This window comes from Actinomycetota bacterium (assembly GCA_014360655.1).
In the GTDB taxonomy this organism is placed as follows: Bacteria; Actinomycetota; Geothermincolia; order Geothermincolales; family RBG-13-55-18; genus JACIXC01.
Genome location: JACIXC010000019.1, coordinates 30,883 through 48,539, shown reverse-complemented (window position 1 = coordinate 48,539; position 17,657 = coordinate 30,883). Strand labels below are relative to the sequence as shown.

Annotated in this window: 17 protein-coding genes and 3 tRNA genes; 14 read left to right on the top strand and 6 right to left on the bottom strand. The window is 63.3% G+C overall.

Annotation, left to right across the window (positions count from 1 at the left end):
- Positions 1-536 (bottom strand): helix-turn-helix domain containing protein (locus tag H5T73_11585; GenBank protein ID MBC7248400.1); only part of this gene is annotated, 536 nt, incomplete at its 3' end.
- A gap of 1,167 nt (positions 537-1,703) precedes the next feature.
- Between H5T73_11585 and H5T73_11580 the strand changes: the two genes are divergently transcribed.
- Positions 1,704-3,098, top strand: coding sequence for a CoA-binding protein (locus H5T73_11580; GenBank protein ID MBC7248399.1), 1,395 nt, complete (start codon positions 1,704-1,706; stop codon positions 3,096-3,098).
- Positions 3,099-3,263: 165 nt separating this feature from the next.
- Complete coding sequence (locus tag H5T73_11575) at positions 3,264-4,799, top strand: MFS transporter (protein MBC7248398.1); 1,536 nt, start codon at positions 3,264-3,266, stop codon at positions 4,797-4,799.
- A 264-nt stretch (positions 4,800-5,063) separates the two neighbouring features.
- Here H5T73_11575 and H5T73_11570 read toward each other — a convergent pair whose 3' ends face one another.
- Together H5T73_11570 and H5T73_11565 are read right to left on the bottom strand one after the other, a co-directional pair.
- Positions 5,064-6,503, bottom strand: a complete 1,440-nt coding sequence (locus H5T73_11570) for an HD-GYP domain-containing protein (GenBank protein ID MBC7248397.1) — start codon at positions 6,501-6,503, stop codon at positions 5,064-5,066.
- A 133-nt stretch (positions 6,504-6,636) separates the two neighbouring features.
- Positions 6,637-8,796 (bottom strand): HEAT repeat domain-containing protein, encoded by a 2,160-nt coding sequence (locus H5T73_11565; GenBank protein ID MBC7248396.1) that lies wholly within the window; start codon positions 8,794-8,796, stop codon positions 6,637-6,639.
- 540 nt (positions 8,797-9,336) lie between these two features.
- On the opposite strand from H5T73_11565, the gene H5T73_11560 reads away from it, so the two are divergent.
- From H5T73_11560 to H5T73_11550, 3 genes are all read left to right on the top strand, one after another.
- Positions 9,337-9,412 (top strand) — tRNA-Glu (locus tag H5T73_11560).
- Between the two features lie 120 nt (positions 9,413-9,532).
- Positions 9,533-9,610 (top strand) — tRNA-Asp (locus H5T73_11555).
- Positions 9,611-9,644: 34 nt separating this feature from the next.
- Positions 9,645-9,720, top strand: a tRNA-Phe gene (locus tag H5T73_11550).
- 117 nt (positions 9,721-9,837) lie between these two features.
- Here the strand turns inward: H5T73_11550 and H5T73_11545 are convergent.
- Together H5T73_11545 and H5T73_11540 are read right to left on the bottom strand one after the other, a co-directional pair.
- Entirely contained in the window at positions 9,838-10,962 is a 1,125-nt protein-coding gene (locus H5T73_11545) for a site-specific integrase (GenBank protein MBC7248395.1), read from the bottom strand.
- 137 nt (positions 10,963-11,099) lie between these two features.
- A complete protein-coding gene (locus tag H5T73_11540) occupies positions 11,100-12,302 on the bottom strand; it encodes a hypothetical protein (GenBank protein ID MBC7248394.1) in 1,203 nt (400 codons plus the stop codon).
- Positions 12,303-12,514: 212 nt separating this feature from the next.
- Here H5T73_11540 and H5T73_11535 point away from each other — a divergent pair, with 212 nt between their 5' ends.
- The 9 genes from H5T73_11535 to H5T73_11495 all read left to right on the top strand — a co-directional run bounded on the left by H5T73_11535 (position 12,515) and on the right by H5T73_11495 (position 17,005).
- Complete coding sequence (locus H5T73_11535; GenBank protein ID MBC7248393.1) at positions 12,515-12,733, top strand: helix-turn-helix domain-containing protein; 219 nt, start codon at positions 12,515-12,517, stop codon at positions 12,731-12,733.
- Positions 12,708-12,986 (top strand): hypothetical protein, encoded by a 279-nt coding sequence (locus tag H5T73_11530; GenBank protein MBC7248392.1) that lies wholly within the window; start codon positions 12,708-12,710, stop codon positions 12,984-12,986. The genes H5T73_11535 and H5T73_11530 overlap by 26 nt, the downstream gene beginning before the upstream one ends.
- 115 nt (positions 12,987-13,101) lie before the next feature.
- A complete protein-coding gene (locus H5T73_11525) occupies positions 13,102-14,310 on the top strand; it encodes a DUF3987 domain-containing protein (protein MBC7248391.1) in 1,209 nt (402 codons plus the stop codon).
- A 19-nt stretch (positions 14,311-14,329) separates the two neighbouring features.
- Complete coding sequence (locus H5T73_11520; protein ID MBC7248390.1) at positions 14,330-14,884, top strand: hypothetical protein; 555 nt, start codon at positions 14,330-14,332, stop codon at positions 14,882-14,884.
- 63 nt (positions 14,885-14,947) lie between these two features.
- Positions 14,948-15,331 (top strand): hypothetical protein, encoded by a 384-nt coding sequence (locus H5T73_11515; GenBank protein ID MBC7248389.1) that lies wholly within the window; start codon positions 14,948-14,950, stop codon positions 15,329-15,331.
- Positions 15,324-15,962 (top strand): hypothetical protein, encoded by a 639-nt coding sequence (locus tag H5T73_11510; GenBank protein ID MBC7248388.1) that lies wholly within the window; start codon positions 15,324-15,326, stop codon positions 15,960-15,962. Before H5T73_11515 ends, H5T73_11510 begins: the two co-directional genes overlap by 8 nt.
- Positions 15,963-16,135: 173 nt before the next feature.
- Entirely contained in the window at positions 16,136-16,273 is a 138-nt protein-coding gene (locus H5T73_11505) for an HNH endonuclease (GenBank protein ID MBC7248387.1), read from the top strand.
- A 107-nt stretch (positions 16,274-16,380) separates the two neighbouring features.
- Positions 16,381-16,671 (top strand): phage terminase small subunit P27 family, encoded by a 291-nt coding sequence (locus tag H5T73_11500; GenBank protein MBC7248386.1) that lies wholly within the window; start codon positions 16,381-16,383, stop codon positions 16,669-16,671.
- A gap of 142 nt (positions 16,672-16,813) precedes the next feature.
- Positions 16,814-17,005, top strand: a complete 192-nt coding sequence (locus H5T73_11495; protein MBC7248385.1) for a hypothetical protein — start codon at positions 16,814-16,816, stop codon at positions 17,003-17,005.
- Between the two features lie 64 nt (positions 17,006-17,069).
- On the opposite strand, the gene H5T73_11490 is transcribed toward H5T73_11495, so the two are convergent.
- Positions 17,070-17,399, bottom strand: coding sequence for a hypothetical protein (locus H5T73_11490; GenBank protein ID MBC7248384.1), 330 nt, complete (start codon positions 17,397-17,399; stop codon positions 17,070-17,072).
- Between the last annotated feature and the right edge of the window lie 258 nt (positions 17,400-17,657).

Genomic DNA, 17,657 nt, shown 5'->3' with positions numbered 1-17,657 from the left:
TGGATGAGGCACCCCGGGAAGGCCTTCCTCATCCAGCCCTCCGAGCGCAGGCGAGCCTTCCTCCTTTTGGCCGCCCGGCTCTTCTTTCTGGAGACCCTCTTATCGTAGAGGCCCTTCCTTTTGAGGACCCTTCCCACGCTGGAGGAAGAAAGGCGGATGCCGTAGTCCCTCTTGAGGATCACCGCTATCTTGTGCTTGGACCAGGCGGGGTGCTCTCTCCTTAAGTCGCAGATGAGCTGGATCGTCTGCCAGGGGATCTCGGAGACCCTTTTCCTTTTCGGGGTGCGGGGGAGGTCCTCCAGTCCCCTGAGCCCCCGTTTCAGGTACCTCTTCAGCCACTTGTAGAAGGTGGTGGGGGAGATGGCGAAGTGGCGGCAGGTCATCCTGGCATTTCCGCAGCGGCGAAAGTGCTCTATCCAGCGCAGCCTCCTTCTGGCCTCCCTGGAGAGGACCTCGCCCATCATTCTCTCCAACTCCCATTGATGGGGAAGCCTGGTGTGGTAGATACTAGTAGTGGTTCCAACTGAACCCTTCATTTGGACACCTCCTTGCTCTGCTTCTTTTATCACAAAGCAAGTATAGGGGGTGTCCACCATGTTTATGAACCTGGGCAGGTACCCGGCACGGCGGTCGGCGCTCGGTCTTCCGTCATGGCGAGGAGGCGTGAAAGAACCCGGTGTGCCGTCATGGCGAGGAGGCGTGAAAGAACCCGGTGTTTACGTCATGGCGAGGAAGCGTGAAAGCACCGGTGTTCCGTCATGGCGAAAGGGCGTGAAAGCACCCGGTGTTTACGTCATTGCGAGGAGGCGTGAAGGCACCGGTCTTCCGTCATGGCGAAAAAGCGTGAAAGAACCCGGTGTTTACGTCATGGCGAGGAAGCGCGCAAGCACTCGGTGTTTACGTCATTGCGAGGAGGCGTGAAGGCACCGGTCTTCCGTCATGGCGAAAAAGCGTGAAAGAACCCGGTGTTTACGTCATGGCGAGGAAGCGCGCAAGCACCCGGTGTTTACGTCATGGCGAGGAAGCGCGCAAGCACCCGGTGTTTACGTCATTGCGAGGAAGCGTGAAAGCACCGGTGTTTACGTCATGGCGAGGAAGCGTGAAAGCACCGGTGTTTACGTCATGGCGAGGAAGCGCGCAAGCACCCGGTGTTTACGTCATGGCGAGGAGGCGTGAAGGCACCGGTCTTCCGTCATGGCGAAAAGGCGTGAAAGCACCCGGTGTTTACGTCATGGCGAGGAAGCGCGCAAGCACTCGGTGTTTACGTCATTGCGAGGAGGCGTGATAGCGCCGACGAAGCAATCTCGCCTGGGCTCCGGTTGAGATCGCTTCGTCGCTCTGCTCCTCACGATGACGTTTTCGGGGCGGAGGAGATCGCTTCGTCGCTCTGCTCCTCGCGATGACGTTTTCGGGGCGGAGGAGATCACTTCGTCGCTCTGCTCCTCGCGATGACGTTTTCGGGGCGGAGGAGATCGCTTCGCTTACGCTCGCGATGACTGTAACAAGAGGGACGCGATGACTGTAATAAGAGGGACGCGATGACGGCAATATGAGGGACAGAATGACGTATCGACATAGTCGTCGTGGGTTTCGGGGCCGACCCCCGATATAGTTCCCGTGCCGGTTCTGTTATAATCTTCAGGTCATGGTGAAGATTCAGGTCATGGAGAAGATATCCGAAGCAGGCAGGTAATCTTCAGGTCATGGAGAAGATATTCGGAGCACGCAGCGTCGCAGTCGTCGGAGTATCGGAGAAGCCGAACAACCTCGGAAGGTACATCCTCCAGAACCTCATAGACTGGAAGTTCGAGGGCCCGGTCTACTGCGTGAACCCCAGGGGAGGGGAAGCCCTGGGGCACAGGCTCTACCCCTCCATAAGCGAGATCCCGCAAGCGGTGGACCTGGCGGTGCTCATCATCCCCGCCCATGCCGTGCCGGACGCGGTGGAGGAGTGCGGCCGCAAGGGCATCACCAGGGTGGCCATCCCGGCGGGCGGTTTCGAGGAGTTCGGGGGCGACGGGGTCAGCCACCGCGACCGTCTCGTCCAGGCCGCGCGGAGGCACGGCATCCGTTTCATGGGGCCCAACTGCCTCACCGTGATCAACGCGCACACCGGATTGTGCCTCCCCTTCGTGCCGGTGCCCCCCGACCTCCCCCGCGGCGGGGTGAGCATCGTCGCCCAGAGCGGGGGCATAGGGCTGGATTTCCTGGCGCGGCTCAAGGACGAGAACACGGGGTTCTCCAAGTTCGCATCCATGGGCAACAAGACCGACCTGGACGAGGTGGATTTCCTTTCCTACCTGGGCCGGGATCCGGAGACAAAGGTCATCTGCATGTACCTGGAGGACGTGCAGCGGGGGAGGGAATTCCTGGAAACGGCGCGAAAGGTGGACAAGCCCATCCTGGTCTACAAGGCCAACGTGGAGCCGCTGGCGCGGCAGAGCGCCCGGTCGCACACCGCGGCCCTGGCCAACGACGACGAGGTGCTCGACGGCGCCTTCCGGCAGGCGGGCATCATCCGCGTGCGGCGCCTCTCCGAACTGGCGGGGCATGCCAAGGTGTTCTCGCTGCCGCCCCTGCGCGGAAACCGCATAGCCCTGGTCTCGCCCACCGGTGGCATTCTGGTCCTGGCCAGCGACCGGTGCGCCCGGCGCGGTTTCGTGTTCCCGCCGTTGCCGCCCTCGCTGGTCGGGGACATCAGGGAGCGCCTGCGCGCGGGAGTCATCAACATCTCCAACCCGGTGGACCTCGGCGACGTGCACGACGCGGAGGCGCGTTTGTACATCGTGGACCGGTTGCTGGAACAGGATTTCATAGACGGCATCATCATGCTGCTCATCGCGCGCCTCTCCACCGAGCAGGTCATCACCGGCGGCATCCACGGCCTGCGCAGGAACATCATCCCGGACCTGGCCGAGCTGGTGAAAAAGCATGACAAGCCCATCATCTTCAGCCTCATGGCCACGGGTGAAGTGCGCGCCAGGGCGCGTTACATGGTGGATTTTCCCATATTCGAGGACGCGGAGGAGGCGGTGGACGCCGCCGGCATCCTGAGGGACTACGGCATGCGCAGATGGGCCGGGCGTACGTGCGCCTGAGGCGCCGCGCCCTTGCCCTGGAGATGACTCGAAATGACGATGGGGAGAGGCTCCGCCCGCGGCGCCACCCCTAAAACTCGGGAAGGCGGGAGCGTCGCGCCGGGAGAACTACCCCCCGGGAAGGGCGAGGCCGCTTGCCGGGGAAAGAGGCCGCAGGGGGAAGGGATGAGCGGAACCCGCAGGGCGGTCTATTACGGCTGGATCGTGGTAGCCGTGGCCTTCCTGGTCATGTTCGTCAACTACGGCGTGCGCAGCACCCAGACCGTCCTCATCAAGGGCTTCTCCGAGGACCTGGGGATAGGCAGGGGCGCGGCCTCCCTTCCCTTCACCGTGTGCATCCTGGCGTACGCGCTGCTGGCGCCGGTCACCGGCAGGTTGATCGACCGCTTCGGCCCGCGGTGGGTCATGGCCGGCGGGGCCTTCCTCTCCGGGGTGGGACTGTGGATGTGCTCGCGCGCCAACAGCCTGGCGGCCCTGGTCTTCTTCTTCGGCATCGTCTTCGGCGTAGGGGGGAACGGCATAGGCCTGGTCCCCTCCAACACCTCCGTGGCCGTGTGGTTCCGGCGGCGCCTGGGGACGGCCCTGGGGCTGGCCACCATGGGCATAGGCTTCGGGACCATGATCCTTCCGCGCCTCACCGGCATGGTGCAGTCGCGCTGGGGCTGGCGGGTTTCCTTCCAGTTCCTCGGATACCTGGCCTTCGCCCTCACCATCCCGACCCTGTTCCTGTTGCGGGGGAAGGGGGAAGTAGTGATCGGGGACGAGGAACCCGTGCGGCGCTCCGTGCGCGGAGGCGGTCCGCGCGGCGAGAAGGATGGGGATGAATGGGGCTGCGGGGGTTCAGGCGCGGGGGAGGACGTGGCGGGTGATGCATGGGAGAGCCGACCCGGAGAGGGAGCATCCGGGATGGCCGGGAAGGCGGACCACGGCGGAGTCACGGGAAGGGTAGGCGAGGGAACGGCTTCCCGTGGGGCGGGTGAGGGAGGAAGTGGAGGATGGGGTGCCGGGAGGCGAGGAGCGGAAAAGGGAGACCGTGGAGAGGAGAACGGCCCGGGAGAAGGCGAGGCCTGCCGTGAGGACCTTCCCGCCGGGCTCACCCTGCGGGAGGCGCTGAGAACGGCTTCCTTCTGGCTCCTTTTCTCCGGTTTCGTGCTCATCGTGGTGGCGCTCTACGGGATCATGGTCCACCAGGTCCCCTATCTGACCGACCACGGCATCACGAAGAGCTGGGCCGAGTGGGCCGTCGCCGTCTCCGGTGCGACCTCCATCGCGGGGAGGTTGCTGTTCGGACGCCTTTCCGATAGAACGCGCGAGAAGAAGAACGCCCTTTACCCGGCCTGCCTCATCCTCGTGGTCAGCGTGCTGCTACTCCTCTTCGTGCGCAGCGTGTGGACGCTCATGGTCTTCGCCGTCATCTACGGGTTCGGCTTCGCGGCCTATGGCCCTGTCATACCCGCGGTGTGCGCGGAGGTCTTCGGCAAGGCGAACATGGGCGCTATTTTCGGGGCGGTGACCACCGGTGGCGCCCTGGGGGGAGCGGCCGGCCCCGTGATCACCGGTTTCATCTTCGACCATACGGGAAGCTACACGGGTGCCTGGATACTTGCGCTGGCCTGCGTCGTCGTGTCCACCCTGCTCTTCATGCGGGTCCGCATCATGTTGCCGCGTGGCGACGCCCTCAGCTGCGCCTCCTCGCGGTAACGCGGGAAATAGAGCCCGCTCACCCCGTGGCAGACCTGGTAATAAATGGAAAGAGGCCGTTGCAGGGGGCCTTTGGAGGGATGTCGTCGCGGGAGGAGTGAAGTTGAGAAGGGGACGAAACGGGCCCGCCGCGGGCTTGGGTCCCGGGCATAGAACGGGACCGGACCGCCGCGCCTTGCCCCCGGCGCCAGGCCCCCGCGCCCGGGCGCAGAACCAGACTTGACCCCCGCCCTGGTCCCCGCCCTGGCCCCCGCGCCCGGGCGATCAAAGGTAGTCCAGCGGGTCGATGCCGACCTTTTCCGGCAGCAGCGATTCCATGACCTCGTGCCCGTCCCCGCCGGCTTCCTCGCGCAACGCGGCCACGTCCACCAGGTAGGGTTCCACGTCCCTTCCTTCGCGGTCGCGGATGACCTTGACGCGGGGCGAGGCCGCGTCTTCCCCGGACTGTTCGTAGACCACGCCGATCTCTCCTCCGCGCAACCGCACCAGGGTCCCCACCGGGTACAGCCCCATCATGTCCACGAAGATCTTCACCAGCAGGGGGTCGAAGGCTTTCCCCATCCCCCTTACCAGGACGCGGATGGCGTGGTCCGGGGTACGCGCATCCTGGTAGGGGCGAGCGGAGGTCATGGCGTCGAAGACGTCCACCACCCCCACTATGCGGCTGAAGAGCCCGATGCGGTCCTTGCCGGAGATGGCCGGATAACCGGAGAGGTCGTAGCGGGCGTGATGCTCGTAGGCCACCATGACGGAAAGGGGGTGCACCCCGGGCTGGGCCAGCAGGATGTCCGCCCCCTTCACGGGATGTTGCCTCATCACCTCCCATTCTTTCCGGGTGAGCGGCCCCTGCTTGTTGAGGATGCTCTGCGGGATGGTGACTTTTCCCAGGTCATGCAGGAGCGCCCCCGTTCCCAGGATCATGAGGGCGTTGCGGTCCAGGGGAAGCATGGAGCCCAGCGCCAGGGAGAGGATGAGCACGTTGACGGAGTGGAAGGAGGTGTATTCGTCGTAGCTCTTGATGGTCGCCAGGCCCAGCACGGCGGAGCGGTTCTCGCCGACGCGGCTGAGGATCATCCCCACCACGCGGTTTGCCTTGTTCAGGGAAAGCCTCCTCCTGCTCACGACCTGCCCGGCCAGCTCCCTGATGACCTCGACCGCCTCGAAATATTCCTCGCGCGCAGAGGCCAGCTCCCGCAGCTGGCGCGGCTTCTCCTCCCACGTGCCGGGTTCGTCCAGGAGCACGTGGGTGATCCCCCGTTGCTCCAGCAGGGCTGGGAGGCCGCCTTCCTGCACGAGCTCATCCTCCCCCAGGTTCAGCAAGCGGATGAATTCGCCGAATTCCGAGGCGGTGAGGCCGGGGAGCAGGTTGATGCCCCCCACCTCCTTTTCGCGCAGTTCTTTCAGCAGGGGGTAGTAGAGGACGCTCTCTCTCGCCAGCAGCTTCTCCGCGAAGAAGAACTCCTCGCCGATGACGCGGAGGGAGAAATCCTGCCCCCAGCGCAGGTAGGTGTTGAAGGCCTCCATGAAGTTGGCGACCGCCTGCAGGCACATCTCGTGGTGCGGCGGATAGATGAGGAAGGTCTTCTTGGCGGCGGACAGGTGCTTCAGGACTTCCCTCGCCCTCTCCGTGATGCCCTTGGAGCGGAAGTAATCGAGGGCCAACCTCTTCCTGTCCTCGCCGCCGTACAGATCACGGTTTGCCATGTCCCGCTCCTCCGCGCGCTTCGCTCCCACGGTTCGCCCTTATGGCGTTCTTGTCGTCGCCTACCCGGGCGCCTTCCTCTTCTCCAGCGAGACCCTCGAGCTCCTGGAGCAGGTGGACACCACCTGTCGTCGCCTATCTGGGCGCCTTCCTCTTCTCCAGGTGCGGGTACCTCTCCTGCATGAGCCGCATGGCCTCCTGCGCGGCCTTGCTCAGCTCCTGCCACTCCGCCCTGAAGAAGAACCTCTGCCTCCCCGCGTACCTGGATATCTCGTCGAATGCCTCCGGCCCTCCTATCTTTCCCAGGCATTCGATGATCTCCCTCTTGACCCTCGGGCTCTCCCCACCCGGCTCCTTGTCTTCCAGCATGGCGACGAGCCTGTTCGCCGCCCGGGCGACCTGCAGCCTCCCCAGCCACCTTATGCAGAGGATACGTACGTTCTCCTCGCCGTCCTGCAGGCCCTTCATGAGCAGTTGCTCCGCCTCGTATCCGCCCGTGAGGCCGGCGGCGCGCACCGCCTCGGCCTTGACCTTGGGGTTGGGATATTGCAGGGCGCGGTCCAGGTATTCCATGACGAGGGGCGAGCGTACGCGGGCCATGACGGTGACGATGTTGCGCACCAGGTACCACCTGGGGTCGTCGAGGTACGAGGCCAGGAGCGAGAGGCGGTCCCTCGCGACCACGGCCAGCACGTCGATGATGAACTTGCGCACCGACATGCTCTCTTCCCGTCCCAGGGTGTCGATCATGGCCAGGATGCCGCGTTCCCCGAGTTGTTCTATGAAGCGCGTGAACCCCCATACCGTCCCGGGATCGCGCCGCGCCGCGCTTGCCGCCTTGATGAGGCGGTCGAGTATGTCCCTGTCCGAGGCTTCCTCCAGCAGGCGCTCGAGTTCCGCGCGGAAGGGAGCATAAGCGGGATCGCCGCTGTGCAGCGCTCTCTCCGCCTTCTCCAGCACCTCGGCGGCCAGGCCGAATCGCGAGGATGCGAGCAGGCCCCAGAAGCTCTCCAGCAGCAGCTCCACCGTTTTCCCCAGGTTGTCCACCCTCCCGCCCAACTGCAAGAGGTCGAGTAGCATGGGGGTGACGCTTACGTAGGTCTCCTGAGCCAGGTCCCAGTCCGCGATGCGCCGGATCTCCTCTATCTCCTGGGGTTGGTAGGTTTCGGCGAGCAGCGAGATCTCCTGCAGGGTGGGCATGGACATGGCGGCGTCGGCGAACCCGGCGTCGCGGAGGGTTTCGTCGAGAGGGGAAAGGAGGTCGGCGGGGACCTCTCCCAGGTCCACGAGACGCTCGCGCAGGGCGGCGATGGTCGTCAACGCGTCGCGCCGGTTGTACCCGATGTTTGTGAGCAGTTCTTTCAGGCCGGGGATGAACTCCACCGCGGTGGGCAGGAAATATCCCAGCACCCCCGCCATCTCCTCGGAGCTCAGGCCGCCGAGGGTTTCGACGCACACCGGCTCCCGTGCCAGTTCCGGTAATATCTTGCGCGAAAGGAGGAGATTGCGGTCGTTTCTCTCCAGGAAGAGAAGGGTTTCCGCCAGCGCCCTTCCCAGTGCCGGCCTCTTTGCGGGGAGCCTCTCCGCCACCAGGTCTGCGGCGCGCTTGAACGAGGAGAACGCGGCTTCCGCCCACGCGGCTCCGTCCGGCGTCTCCCCGCTCTCGTCTCGCAGGCGCTCGAGAGCCTGGGCGAACCTCTCGGGGTCGAAGACCAGGGCCAGGAAATCCTCGAGCTCCTCATCCGCGAGGAGCTCCTGTGGTTCCCGAGGAGGCTCCTCCGCGCTCACCGCCTCCCTTGTCGCGCCCTCCTCCCCGCCGGCGACCTCCTCATCGGCGCGCCATGCCTCGCTCTCCAAAACTCTTATGCCGTGAAGGCCCCGGCCGAGGAGAAAGGCCTCGGCGCCCCCCGCCTCTTCCAACTCCTCGGGGGGGAGGACGAGTATCTCCACCAGCGCCTCCATCTCCGCGAGGTCGAGAGCGGCGGAAAGGGATACGGCCCGCAGGTTATGCGCGCGGGCGCGGGACGCGAGTTGCCGCAGGCTCTCCCTTTCCCAGCCGACCCTCTCTTCCCCGCAGACGAAGCCGTCGCGCTCCACCCCCAGGTTGATCTCGGGAAAACGGGCCAGCCAGTCGGCGGCGACGGCATGGAGGACGACGATCGCGTCCCTGACCGCGGGGTGATCCGCGTGGTAGAGGAGCCGCGACTTGCAGGCGACGGCCAGCCGCGCGAGGATGTCCAGCGCCGCTTTCGCGACCGTGCCCTCTTTGTTTCCCTGTATTCCGTCCGTTTGCAAGGTTGTTTCGTCGGTCCCGTGGTTTTCCGGGTTCACTTCAGGGTTCATCCCCAACTGCTCCCCGTCCGTGCAAGCTGGAACGGCCTCCGCTTGCTCCCGGCAGGAACTCCACGACCGTTTCCCTTTTCCCCGCTCCGTACAAGCGAGCCGGGGAAGGTCGCCCTCGGACGACGGCCGCACCGTTATCCTTATCGGCACTTTTTGCGGCGGGCGTTACCGCTTTCGCATGCCTTGCGTCGGTAGAGGGGGACGTTTGGGGAACTTCAAGTGGAACTTGCAGGGGGAACCTTGACGTTGAGACCAGGGGTGGGTACGCCGGGGTTTCACCGTGGGGAATCGCCGGTACATGAGGGGCGTGACGGGATGCTTTAGGTGCGCGTTTCAGGCACATGGCGGGTCGTGCCGGGGATTGCTAACGGGCGGTTTTGGTGCTTAAATCTTTATGGTCCGCATTATGGGCCGCCCCGGACGCCGTACCGCGGATGATGCTGTGCTGTTGTCGGAAGGCCGGAGGGGCGGGAACGGACGGGAAGGTTTAATGCCCCCATCGTCTAGAGGCCTAGGATATCGCCCTTTCAAGGCGGTGACGCGGATTCGAATTCCGCTGGGGGCACCAGCATATATCGTTGTCCGAGGGGATGACTTCGGATACTATTTAGGTGAAGGCCCGTTTGGATGGAGGCCGGTGAGGCCTTTCGTGGGCGAGGAAGCGCTCGCGGAGCTCTCTTGATGAAGCGGAGCCGTGGTGTAGTCAGGTTAACACGCCGGCCTGTCAAGCCGGAGATCGCGGGTTCAAATCCCGTCGGTTCCGCCAGAGTACTCGCTCCCGCTGGGAGTCGATATAGCGCGGCGAGATAGCTCAGTCGGTAGAGCGCAGGACTGAAAATCCTGGCGTCGGCGGTTCGATTCCGCCTCTCGCCACCAGCAAAAGACCAGGCCAGAGGGCATGTCCCTGGGCCTGGTTTTCCTTTGTCGGGCAGGTGGAGGTTTTCGTTCCCGAAATACTCCCGAAGTTTGGGACGCGGGATGGGTTTCCGCGGGTTATCGGCCATCCCCCTTCCCCTCCCTCTTGGGCAGGGTGATGACCTTGGGGCCGCCGGACACCACCGCCTCCAGGGCCCTGGCGGCCCGCTGGAAGGCTTCCCGGTAAAGGTGGCCATATATGTCCATGGTCACCCGGATACTCGAGTGGCCCATAATGGCTTGAAGGGTCTTGGGGTCCACCCCGCCCTCAATATTCATGCTGGCGTAAGTATGGCGAAGGTCGTGAAAGCGTATCCTTGGGACCCCGGAAGCCTCCAGGGCGCGCTCGAAGCCCCGGTTGACCAGGTTGCGCCGGTCGATGGGCTTCCCCGCCCGGTTGGAGAACACCAGGTCGTCCGGGCGCGGCGTCCCCCGGGAACGGTAATATTCGAGGAGAATGGCCTTAAGGGTGGGGATCATGGGCACCACGCGCCTGGAGGCCGGGGTCTTGGGGTCGGAGAAGCCGTGGGCGTAATGGTAGGTCCTCCTCACGGTTATGTGCTCCCGGGCGAAGTCTATATCCGCCCCCGTCAAGGCCAGGATCTCCCCTTGGCGGAGGCCGGCGTAGGCCGCCAGGGCGATGATGGGTTTGACCTCGGCTTCCGCGGCCTGGATCAGGGCCTCCACTTCCCCGGGAGCCAGGTGGCGCTGTTCTTTGGTCTTCACCCTTGGGGCCCTTATGGCGCGGCAGGGATCCCGGTCGATGAGCTCCAGGCTGACCGCATGGCGCAGGGCCGCCTTGAGGTAACGGAGCACCTTCCCCCGCAAGGCCGGGCTCACCCCGTCCATCTCTAGGTCGGAAAGGAGGGCCTGGACCGTCCGCGGGGTTATTTCCCGCAAGGGGAGCTTGCCTATCCTTCCCAGGGCGTGCTTGCGCAGCGTCCTTTCATAGTCGGCGAGGGTGCTTTCCTTTAGGTCGTCGCGCGTCCGGAGGTAGCCGTCCAGAAACTCCGCGAAGGTGATGTCCCCCTCCCGGCCGTAGGTCCCCGCGGCGATCTCCCGCTGAACCCGCGCGAGGAGGGCCTCCGCGTCCTTTCTCCGGGGCCCGGCCGTCCTCTCCCTCCAGCGGCCGTGCTGGTCCCGGAAGCCGATGATGTAGGAGATCTTCCCCGACGGCCAGGCGCGTTTTTTGATATAGGCCACGGCTCCCTCCTTTCCCGGCCTATTCTAACCCCCCAGGCTGACAGCTCGCCTGGCAGTGTCACCCCCGGATGTTACACTTCACTTGTTGGCCTTCTTTGAGGAGACCATGGGCCGCGAGGAAACCGCCACACGGCCCATCATGCCCTCCGCCCTTCACCGGGCTCCCTCCCGGGCGGGGGGTTTTTTCTTGCGCGCCACTTGCGGACGTTGGTCCTCGAGCGGCACCGTTGCGTGCAGTATTTTTCCCGACCCTGGGGGATGAACTTCCTGCCGCAGCCCCTACACTCGCGCCACTCCAGGCCTCCTAAAGCGTGCCCTTGGGCCACGTGCAAATAGAGGGCGTCCAAAAGACAGCGGGGTTTCAATACGAAGCGCACCCCGCCCTCCCGGCTTAACCGTAGCGGGCATCGAGAGAGCGCCCGCTCCAGGAGTTCCAAGCCGAAGGGGTCTTCGATTAAGCCCTGGAGGGTGTAGCAGGCCCGCTTGAAATCCAGGGCCGCATAATATATCTCGTGCACCGCTTCCCGATACTCCCGGAAAAGATCACGCCTATTTATAACCAACCCCTGCACGTCATGGAGGGAGAGACGGGGTTTTACCAAGATCTCTTTGTAGATCGCCTCCGGGTTCCGCAGGTGATAACCAAAGTGCTCCTTTAAGGGTAAAGAGGGGGGTTCCGTGCGCTGGAACTGCGCCCCTAAGGTCACCCGGAATTCCACCCGCGGCGGGGACGATCCTAAGAAGCGGGTCGTAAAGGCGTAGATGTCCCGGAAGAGCAAACCTAAGGGCCCATATTTTCGGACGAAGGCGAGGGCCTCGCCCTTGGTCTCCTCCGGCATAGGCGGGCTTTTCCGGGCGCTGCGGCGTTCCGGCTCCGGGGTCAACGCGAGAAGGGCTTTCACCGCTTCCTCCAAGACCCCCTCCTCCAGGGCGTATTCCACCACCTGCTTTGAGGCCGCCTCGATCCACCATTCCTTTACAGTGACCATCTCCGGGGTTTCCCCGGGGGGTGGCGGATAGATCCGTGGGAACCGGCCCTCCCGGCAAGTGAGGGTGTATGAGCGCGCCCGATACCATTTTCCCTCCAGGGCCGGAGATTGTATGTCCGGGGGGCGCGCCTGGGAAAGGTCATATTCCCGGAGGGCTTCAACAAACTTCTTGCCCCGCTCCTTGGTGAAGGGAAGGAGCTCTCCCCACACCTCTTCGGTGTTGTAAAAATCCTCCTCCCGGGAGGCCAGGGCCGCCTCTATGGCATCGTGATGCTTCGCCGGGTCGAGGGCCGGAAAGCCGGCGCCCCTGGCAAAGGCCACATATTCCTCGATTATCGCCTCACCATTCATCCGGGCTCCTAAATGTAAGCGCTTGGTAAGCGTTATATCTATAACCTTAATACTACATTAAGGGGGAGAAGTCAAGTGAAGCGCGTATGAAAGGGGGCAGGCGAATGTAAGCGTATTGTAAGCGTTTTATAGATGGCCCTCATGATATGTTGGACGAGAAGGGATGTCAAAGCCCCGAGAACGGGGCGAGAAGCGAAAGGAGGAACAGCGAGATGAGTGGGAAGAGAAGGTCGTCGGTAAAGGGTGGCGGGTTGCTCACGGTTGAACAGGCCGCCCAGGCCCTCAACGTGCCGGTGGGGGAGGTTTACAGGTTGCTCCAGCGCGGGGAAATTCCGGCCATCCGGCTTGGCCGTTATTGGAGAATTCCGCCCGACATCGTAGGGAGGCTAATCCGCGAGGGAGGAGGTGGAGGGGGCGATGAGAAAGCCTAATTTTTGGGTCCGGGACGTCAACGCTATTATCGCCGACCCCCGGGCGGAGGTGCGAAAGGCCGAGCGGCAGCGCTACGGCGGCCTCGACCCGGGCACGCTCTCGCTCGAAGAGGTCGGAGCGGCGCTCTGGGTTTCCGATCGGCTCAGGGAGAGGGGCGTCCTCGAGGTCGCGCCATGGAAGATGCGCGAGCTCATCGAGGGGGCACTTCACCGAGGACTTGGGTATGGAAGGGGAGGCGATAAGGGTGCGTGATCCCATCTCTGAGATCGTTTTTGGCAGCGAGGAGAAAGAATTTGATCTTCCCTCCGTGCCCTCCTGGCCTGAGCCCCTGGCAGAGGATGCATATCACGGCCTGGCCGGGGACATCGTGCGGGTTATAGAGCCCCACACCGAGGCCGACCCCGTGGCGCTGTTGGCCTACTTGCTGGCAGGTTTTGGGAACCTAACAGGCCGGGGGCCACATTTCGTGGCGGAAGCCGACCGCCACCATACTAACCTGTTCTTCGTCCTCGTCGGAGAGACCGCCAAGGGGCGGAAGGACAGCGCACGGGGCCAGGTCCTCCGTCTCCTGGAAACAGTAGACCCCACATGGAAGGACCGGGTGGTCCACGGCCTTTCCTCCGGGGAGGGGCTCATCCACACGGTGCGAGACGGCAACGGCGACGATGACCTCGGCGTTGGAGATAAGCGCCTCTTCGTCATCGAGAGCGAATTCGCTTCCCCGTTGAAGGTTATGCGCCGCGAGGGGAACACCCTCTCCGTGGTAATTCGCAACGCCTGGGATCGTGGGGATCTGCGGGTGCTGACCCGGCGTGACCCACTGAAAGCCACCGACGCCCACGTTTCTGTCGTCGGCCATGTCACGAGAGACGAGGTGTTGCGCCACCTAACAGAGACGGAAGCGGGCAATGGCTTCGGCAACCGGTTTATTTGGCTGTGCGTGCGTCGCTCCAAGTGTCTCCCAGAGGGTGGCAATCTGTCCCAAGTGGACTTCGCGCCTCTCCTCCGTCGCCTCAAGGATGCCGTCGACTTCGCGCGGGACACGGCCGAGGTTCGCCGGGACGATGAGGCTCGTCAGGTGTGGGCTGAGGTATACCCCGAACTTTCCGAGGGGAAACCCGGCCTGCTGGGGGCCATGATCGCCCGGTCGGAGGCGCAAGTGATGCGCCTCGCCACCCTGTACGCGCTCCTAGACTGCTCGCCGGTCATCCGCCGCATCCACCTGCACGCGGCCCTCTCGTTATGGGATTACGCCGAAGCGTCGGCGAGATACGTCTTCGGTGACCGCTTCGGGGATCCTGTAGCCGATGACATTCTGGCCGCCCTCGGGGGGGCATACCCCGAGGGGATGACCCGGACCGGGATTTCGGCCTTTCTGTCTCGCAACATTTCCAGCGAAAGGATCAGGCGTGCGCTCGCTGGCCTCATGGCGGTCGGGCTTATTACTTACGAACGGGTGGAGACAGACGGTCGACCTGCGGAGCTCTTCCGATATGCGGGCATACGAAATAAACGAAAAAAACGAAATAAGGGGGGAATGACGGGGCTTAATTCGTTTAATTCGTTTATTTCGTAATACGTAAAGGGGTGATCATATGGGCTACTACCTCGATAAGGCCAAGCGGGTGGTCGTGGAAAAAGAGATGTGGGAGGAGCTGGAGAGGGTCATCTCCGAGCACGCCGTCCCTCCAGCCAAGCTTCCTCCCGACCGGGATCCCGACCTTCCCGGTCTCTCGGATGCGGAGAGGGCTATCCGTATTTCCCGGCTCTACTCCGGGAGGGTCATCGAGAACACCGCGACCGACCGCCTGGAGGTGCTTCCCTTGGGGGATAGATGGAGCATTGAGGGTCATGCCGCCTCATCGGGAAGGCTACGCATATACGTGGCCTGGCTGGAGGAGTATAAACCTGCGTATATTCTGGTTCGGACCGAAAGGGGAACCTTCTACACCCACCCTACCACCCTGTGGAAGCACGGCCGGCGCGGCCAGGACAGGCGGGGCTCCTTCCTGACCCTGGAGGCCGGATATTGGAAAAGTGCGGAAGTTATGGAGGGCCATGAACCTGGCGGGGTTAAGCGGGGGGTTAACCCTCCCCTTAACCCCAGGGTTAACCCACCCTTTTTTAAAAGTGCAGGTCAGGGCGTATGAGGGCTTGTTTTATGCGGGGTATAATGTGGGTTTTATGCGGTGTGTTGTGGGGGTGATCGGACGATGGACAAAGCGTGGAAAAAGTTTGAGCGGAGCGTGGCTCAAGCCCTGGGGTGCGAGCGCCGCGTGGGCCTGGGCCGGAGCGTTGACGATATAACCTTCGGGCCCATGCACATAGACTGCAAAGTGCGCAAACGGTTCGCCATATGGTCGCTTTTCCGGGAGACGCAGAGAAAATACAGCGCGGACGGGAAGCCGGTGGTCTTGGTGATCAAGGAAGCCGGGAGGCGCGGGGCTTTGGTGGTGATGGACTTCCGCGACTGGCTCCCCCTGGTCACGAACGGGCTCCTGGAGGAAACTGGCGCATATAAAACCCCTTGCCGGGTTGAGGTCGCGCCTCCTGAGGCCTCTCCGAAAGCCGTTTTCGGGGAGGTGGAGGATGGATAGCGTCATCGGAGCCGTTAAGGCTCGCTTGGACATCGTCGAGGTCGTCTCGGGCTACGTGCAACTGAAGAAGGCGGGGCGGCTCTACCGGGGCCTCTGTCCCTTCCACGACGAGAAGACCCCCTCCTTCGTGGTGGACCCCAAAGGGCAGCGCTTCAACTGCTACGGCTGCGGCGCGCATGGAGATGCGATCGATTTTCTCCAGGCCGTCAACGGCTGGGACTTCAAGCGGGCGCTGGAGTATACCGCCGACCTGGCCGGGGTTCCCCTGGACCGTCCCCTTTCCCGGGAGGAGCGGGATTGCCTGCGCCGGGAGGAGGAGGCGAAAAAGGAGAGAAGGCGTTGCAGGGAGCTCGCGCGCAAGGCTTCCCTCGAGGCCGAAAGAGGGTTGCCAAAGCCCCGGAAGCCGGAGGACCTGGCCGCCTTCGACCTGATATATGAAACCAAGGACAAGCTGGACCGTGGGGCCGAGTGGGTGGAGGACCCCCTGACCCTTAAGGCGTATGTGTCGGGCCTTGCGGCCTGGAGGAAGCGGGCCCTGTGCGCCCTCAAGGGTGGGGGATCCGGTCGAGCGCGGGGGGATAGCCCCCCGGAGGATGCGGGGGTGGGGTTTGCCCAACAAGGGAAGGGATAGGCCGTGTTGCATAAGGCGGTGAAGTCACGCGCGCATCCAGGACGTCCAGGGTCAACAAAAGGCCGGCGTTGCAATGCGCATAAGAGGGTTTATTCCTCCCGCCCCGGGAGCGCGGGGCGGGGATGCGGGGATAGGCGGCGGCGATGAAAGCGGCGCTTGTTTGCGGCTGTTTTTTGGGAAAGGCGCTCAAAGGCGGACGATTTAAGCCCCAAAGCGCCTCAAGAAAGAGAAAAGGAGGAAGGGACGCCCTGGATAATCTTACGGCACTATGCCGTGAGTGTCATGAGAGAATTCATGGTAGGGGTAGGTAAAAAGTCTGGCGAATCATCTCGGCAGACCGACGCTTACCTTTCTGCGAGAGAAACTCGTAACCGCATATGAGGAATTGGGGAGCTGAACGATGAAAGCACCACGAAAATTGAGTAAGGAATCGAAGGAGATCTGGGCGGCGCTAAACGCCACGTGGATGTTGGAGCCGTCCGACCTGGTCTTGTTGCAGGTGGCCCTGGAGGCCTACGACCGATACCGGGAGGCGTGGGAGGCGATACAAGAAGAAGGCCTCGTCGTCACCGACCCTTCCGGGCGCCAGCGGGCTAACCCCCTCCTGCAGGTGGAGAAAGAAGCCCGGCTCGCCTTCTTTCGGGCCTGGAAACAGTTAGGCTTCAACGAGGAGCCGCCCGGCCCGCTGGGGCGGCCCCCGGGGAGGTGATCGTATGCCGAAGCGACGCAAGAGACGGAACGAACTTTCCGATGCTGAATTCTTCGAGTTGTGGATCGGGAAAGCCGGGAGGTCCGCCTTTGAAACGCCCTTCCTCAAGCGTGCCGCCTGGAAGGAACACCGGGAGGAGCTCATGGCGGCGTGCGCGCCCGGCCTCCGCCCCGCCGCATGGTGGGAATTCGAGGCGCCAGAATATGGGGATCCCCCTAAGCACTGCAATCCCGCCGCAGAGATCGCTTTCCTCCGCAAGCACGGGCTGCTCTCCCCGGAGGAGGAAGCACAGCTGAAGGTGATGGAGGAGCTCCGCAAGGGGTCGGGCACCTGAAGGTGGGGCCCCGGCTCACCCGGAGCAGGTGCGTCACTACACCTACACTCTCGTCACAACCGGACTAACCCTCACGCGGCTTAGCGACCGCTGAAAGTATGAAGAAAAGCGAGGCCAGGATGAACAGCGGGGCTCCCACGGCGATTATGAGTATCAGCCACAGGCTACGCTCCGCAGAAGCTGTGGCCTTTGCGTCCTCGTACTTCTTGAGGGCTACTTCGTATTCGGCGTCGTATTCCTTCTGCTGTAGTGGAAGGGCGCTGGTCTTCCGCTTCGGCGGCTTGCCATACGAAGAGCCTTCCCCCGCCGCATACATGTAGATGAACACCCCCAGGCTCACGGCGCAGGCAACCAGCAACGCCACCCCGATAGCGAAATAATTCGCGCTGCTCATGGTCTCCTCCCCTTCGCTTCCCCGACCACTTTAAGCCTGGACCCTAGTTTCGGGCTCAGGCCTCGACAGGCTGACTGAGAACAATGTGGAAACCGATATTTTCCCTTATACGCCTCACGGCGCTGTTATTTTACCATCTATCGGGCAATCCGAAACGTCCAAACTCCGATTCCTCCCTTCTCCTCGAAGCCGCGCTCCCGAAATGCTCCCGAAGAACGGGACGCACGAGAAGAGAGGGAAAAACAGGTAAAAGGAAAA

Coding starts and splice junctions, on each gene's coding strand:
- H5T73_11495 (MBC7248385.1), top strand. CDS start 16,814: ATGGCGGCGTGCGCGCCCGGCCTCCGCCCCGCCGCATGGTGGGAATTC.
- H5T73_11575 (MBC7248398.1), top strand. CDS start 3,264: ATGAGCGGAACCCGCAGGGCGGTCTATTACGGCTGGATCGTGGTAGCC.
- H5T73_11580 (MBC7248399.1), top strand. CDS start 1,704: ATGGAGAAGATATTCGGAGCACGCAGCGTCGCAGTCGTCGGAGTATCG.
- H5T73_11540 (MBC7248394.1), bottom strand. CDS start 12,302: ATGAATGGTGAGGCGATAATCGAGGAATATGTGGCCTTTGCCAGGGGC.
- H5T73_11515 (MBC7248389.1), top strand. CDS start 14,948: ATGGACAAAGCGTGGAAAAAGTTTGAGCGGAGCGTGGCTCAAGCCCTG.
- H5T73_11535 (MBC7248393.1), top strand. CDS start 12,515: ATGAGTGGGAAGAGAAGGTCGTCGGTAAAGGGTGGCGGGTTGCTCACG.
- H5T73_11520 (MBC7248390.1), top strand. CDS start 14,330: ATGGGCTACTACCTCGATAAGGCCAAGCGGGTGGTCGTGGAAAAAGAG.
- H5T73_11510 (MBC7248388.1), top strand. CDS start 15,324: ATGGATAGCGTCATCGGAGCCGTTAAGGCTCGCTTGGACATCGTCGAG.
- H5T73_11490 (MBC7248384.1), bottom strand. CDS start 17,399: ATGAGCAGCGCGAATTATTTCGCTATCGGGGTGGCGTTGCTGGTTGCC.
- H5T73_11570 (MBC7248397.1), bottom strand. CDS start 6,503: ATGGCAAACCGTGATCTGTACGGCGGCGAGGACAGGAAGAGGTTGGCC.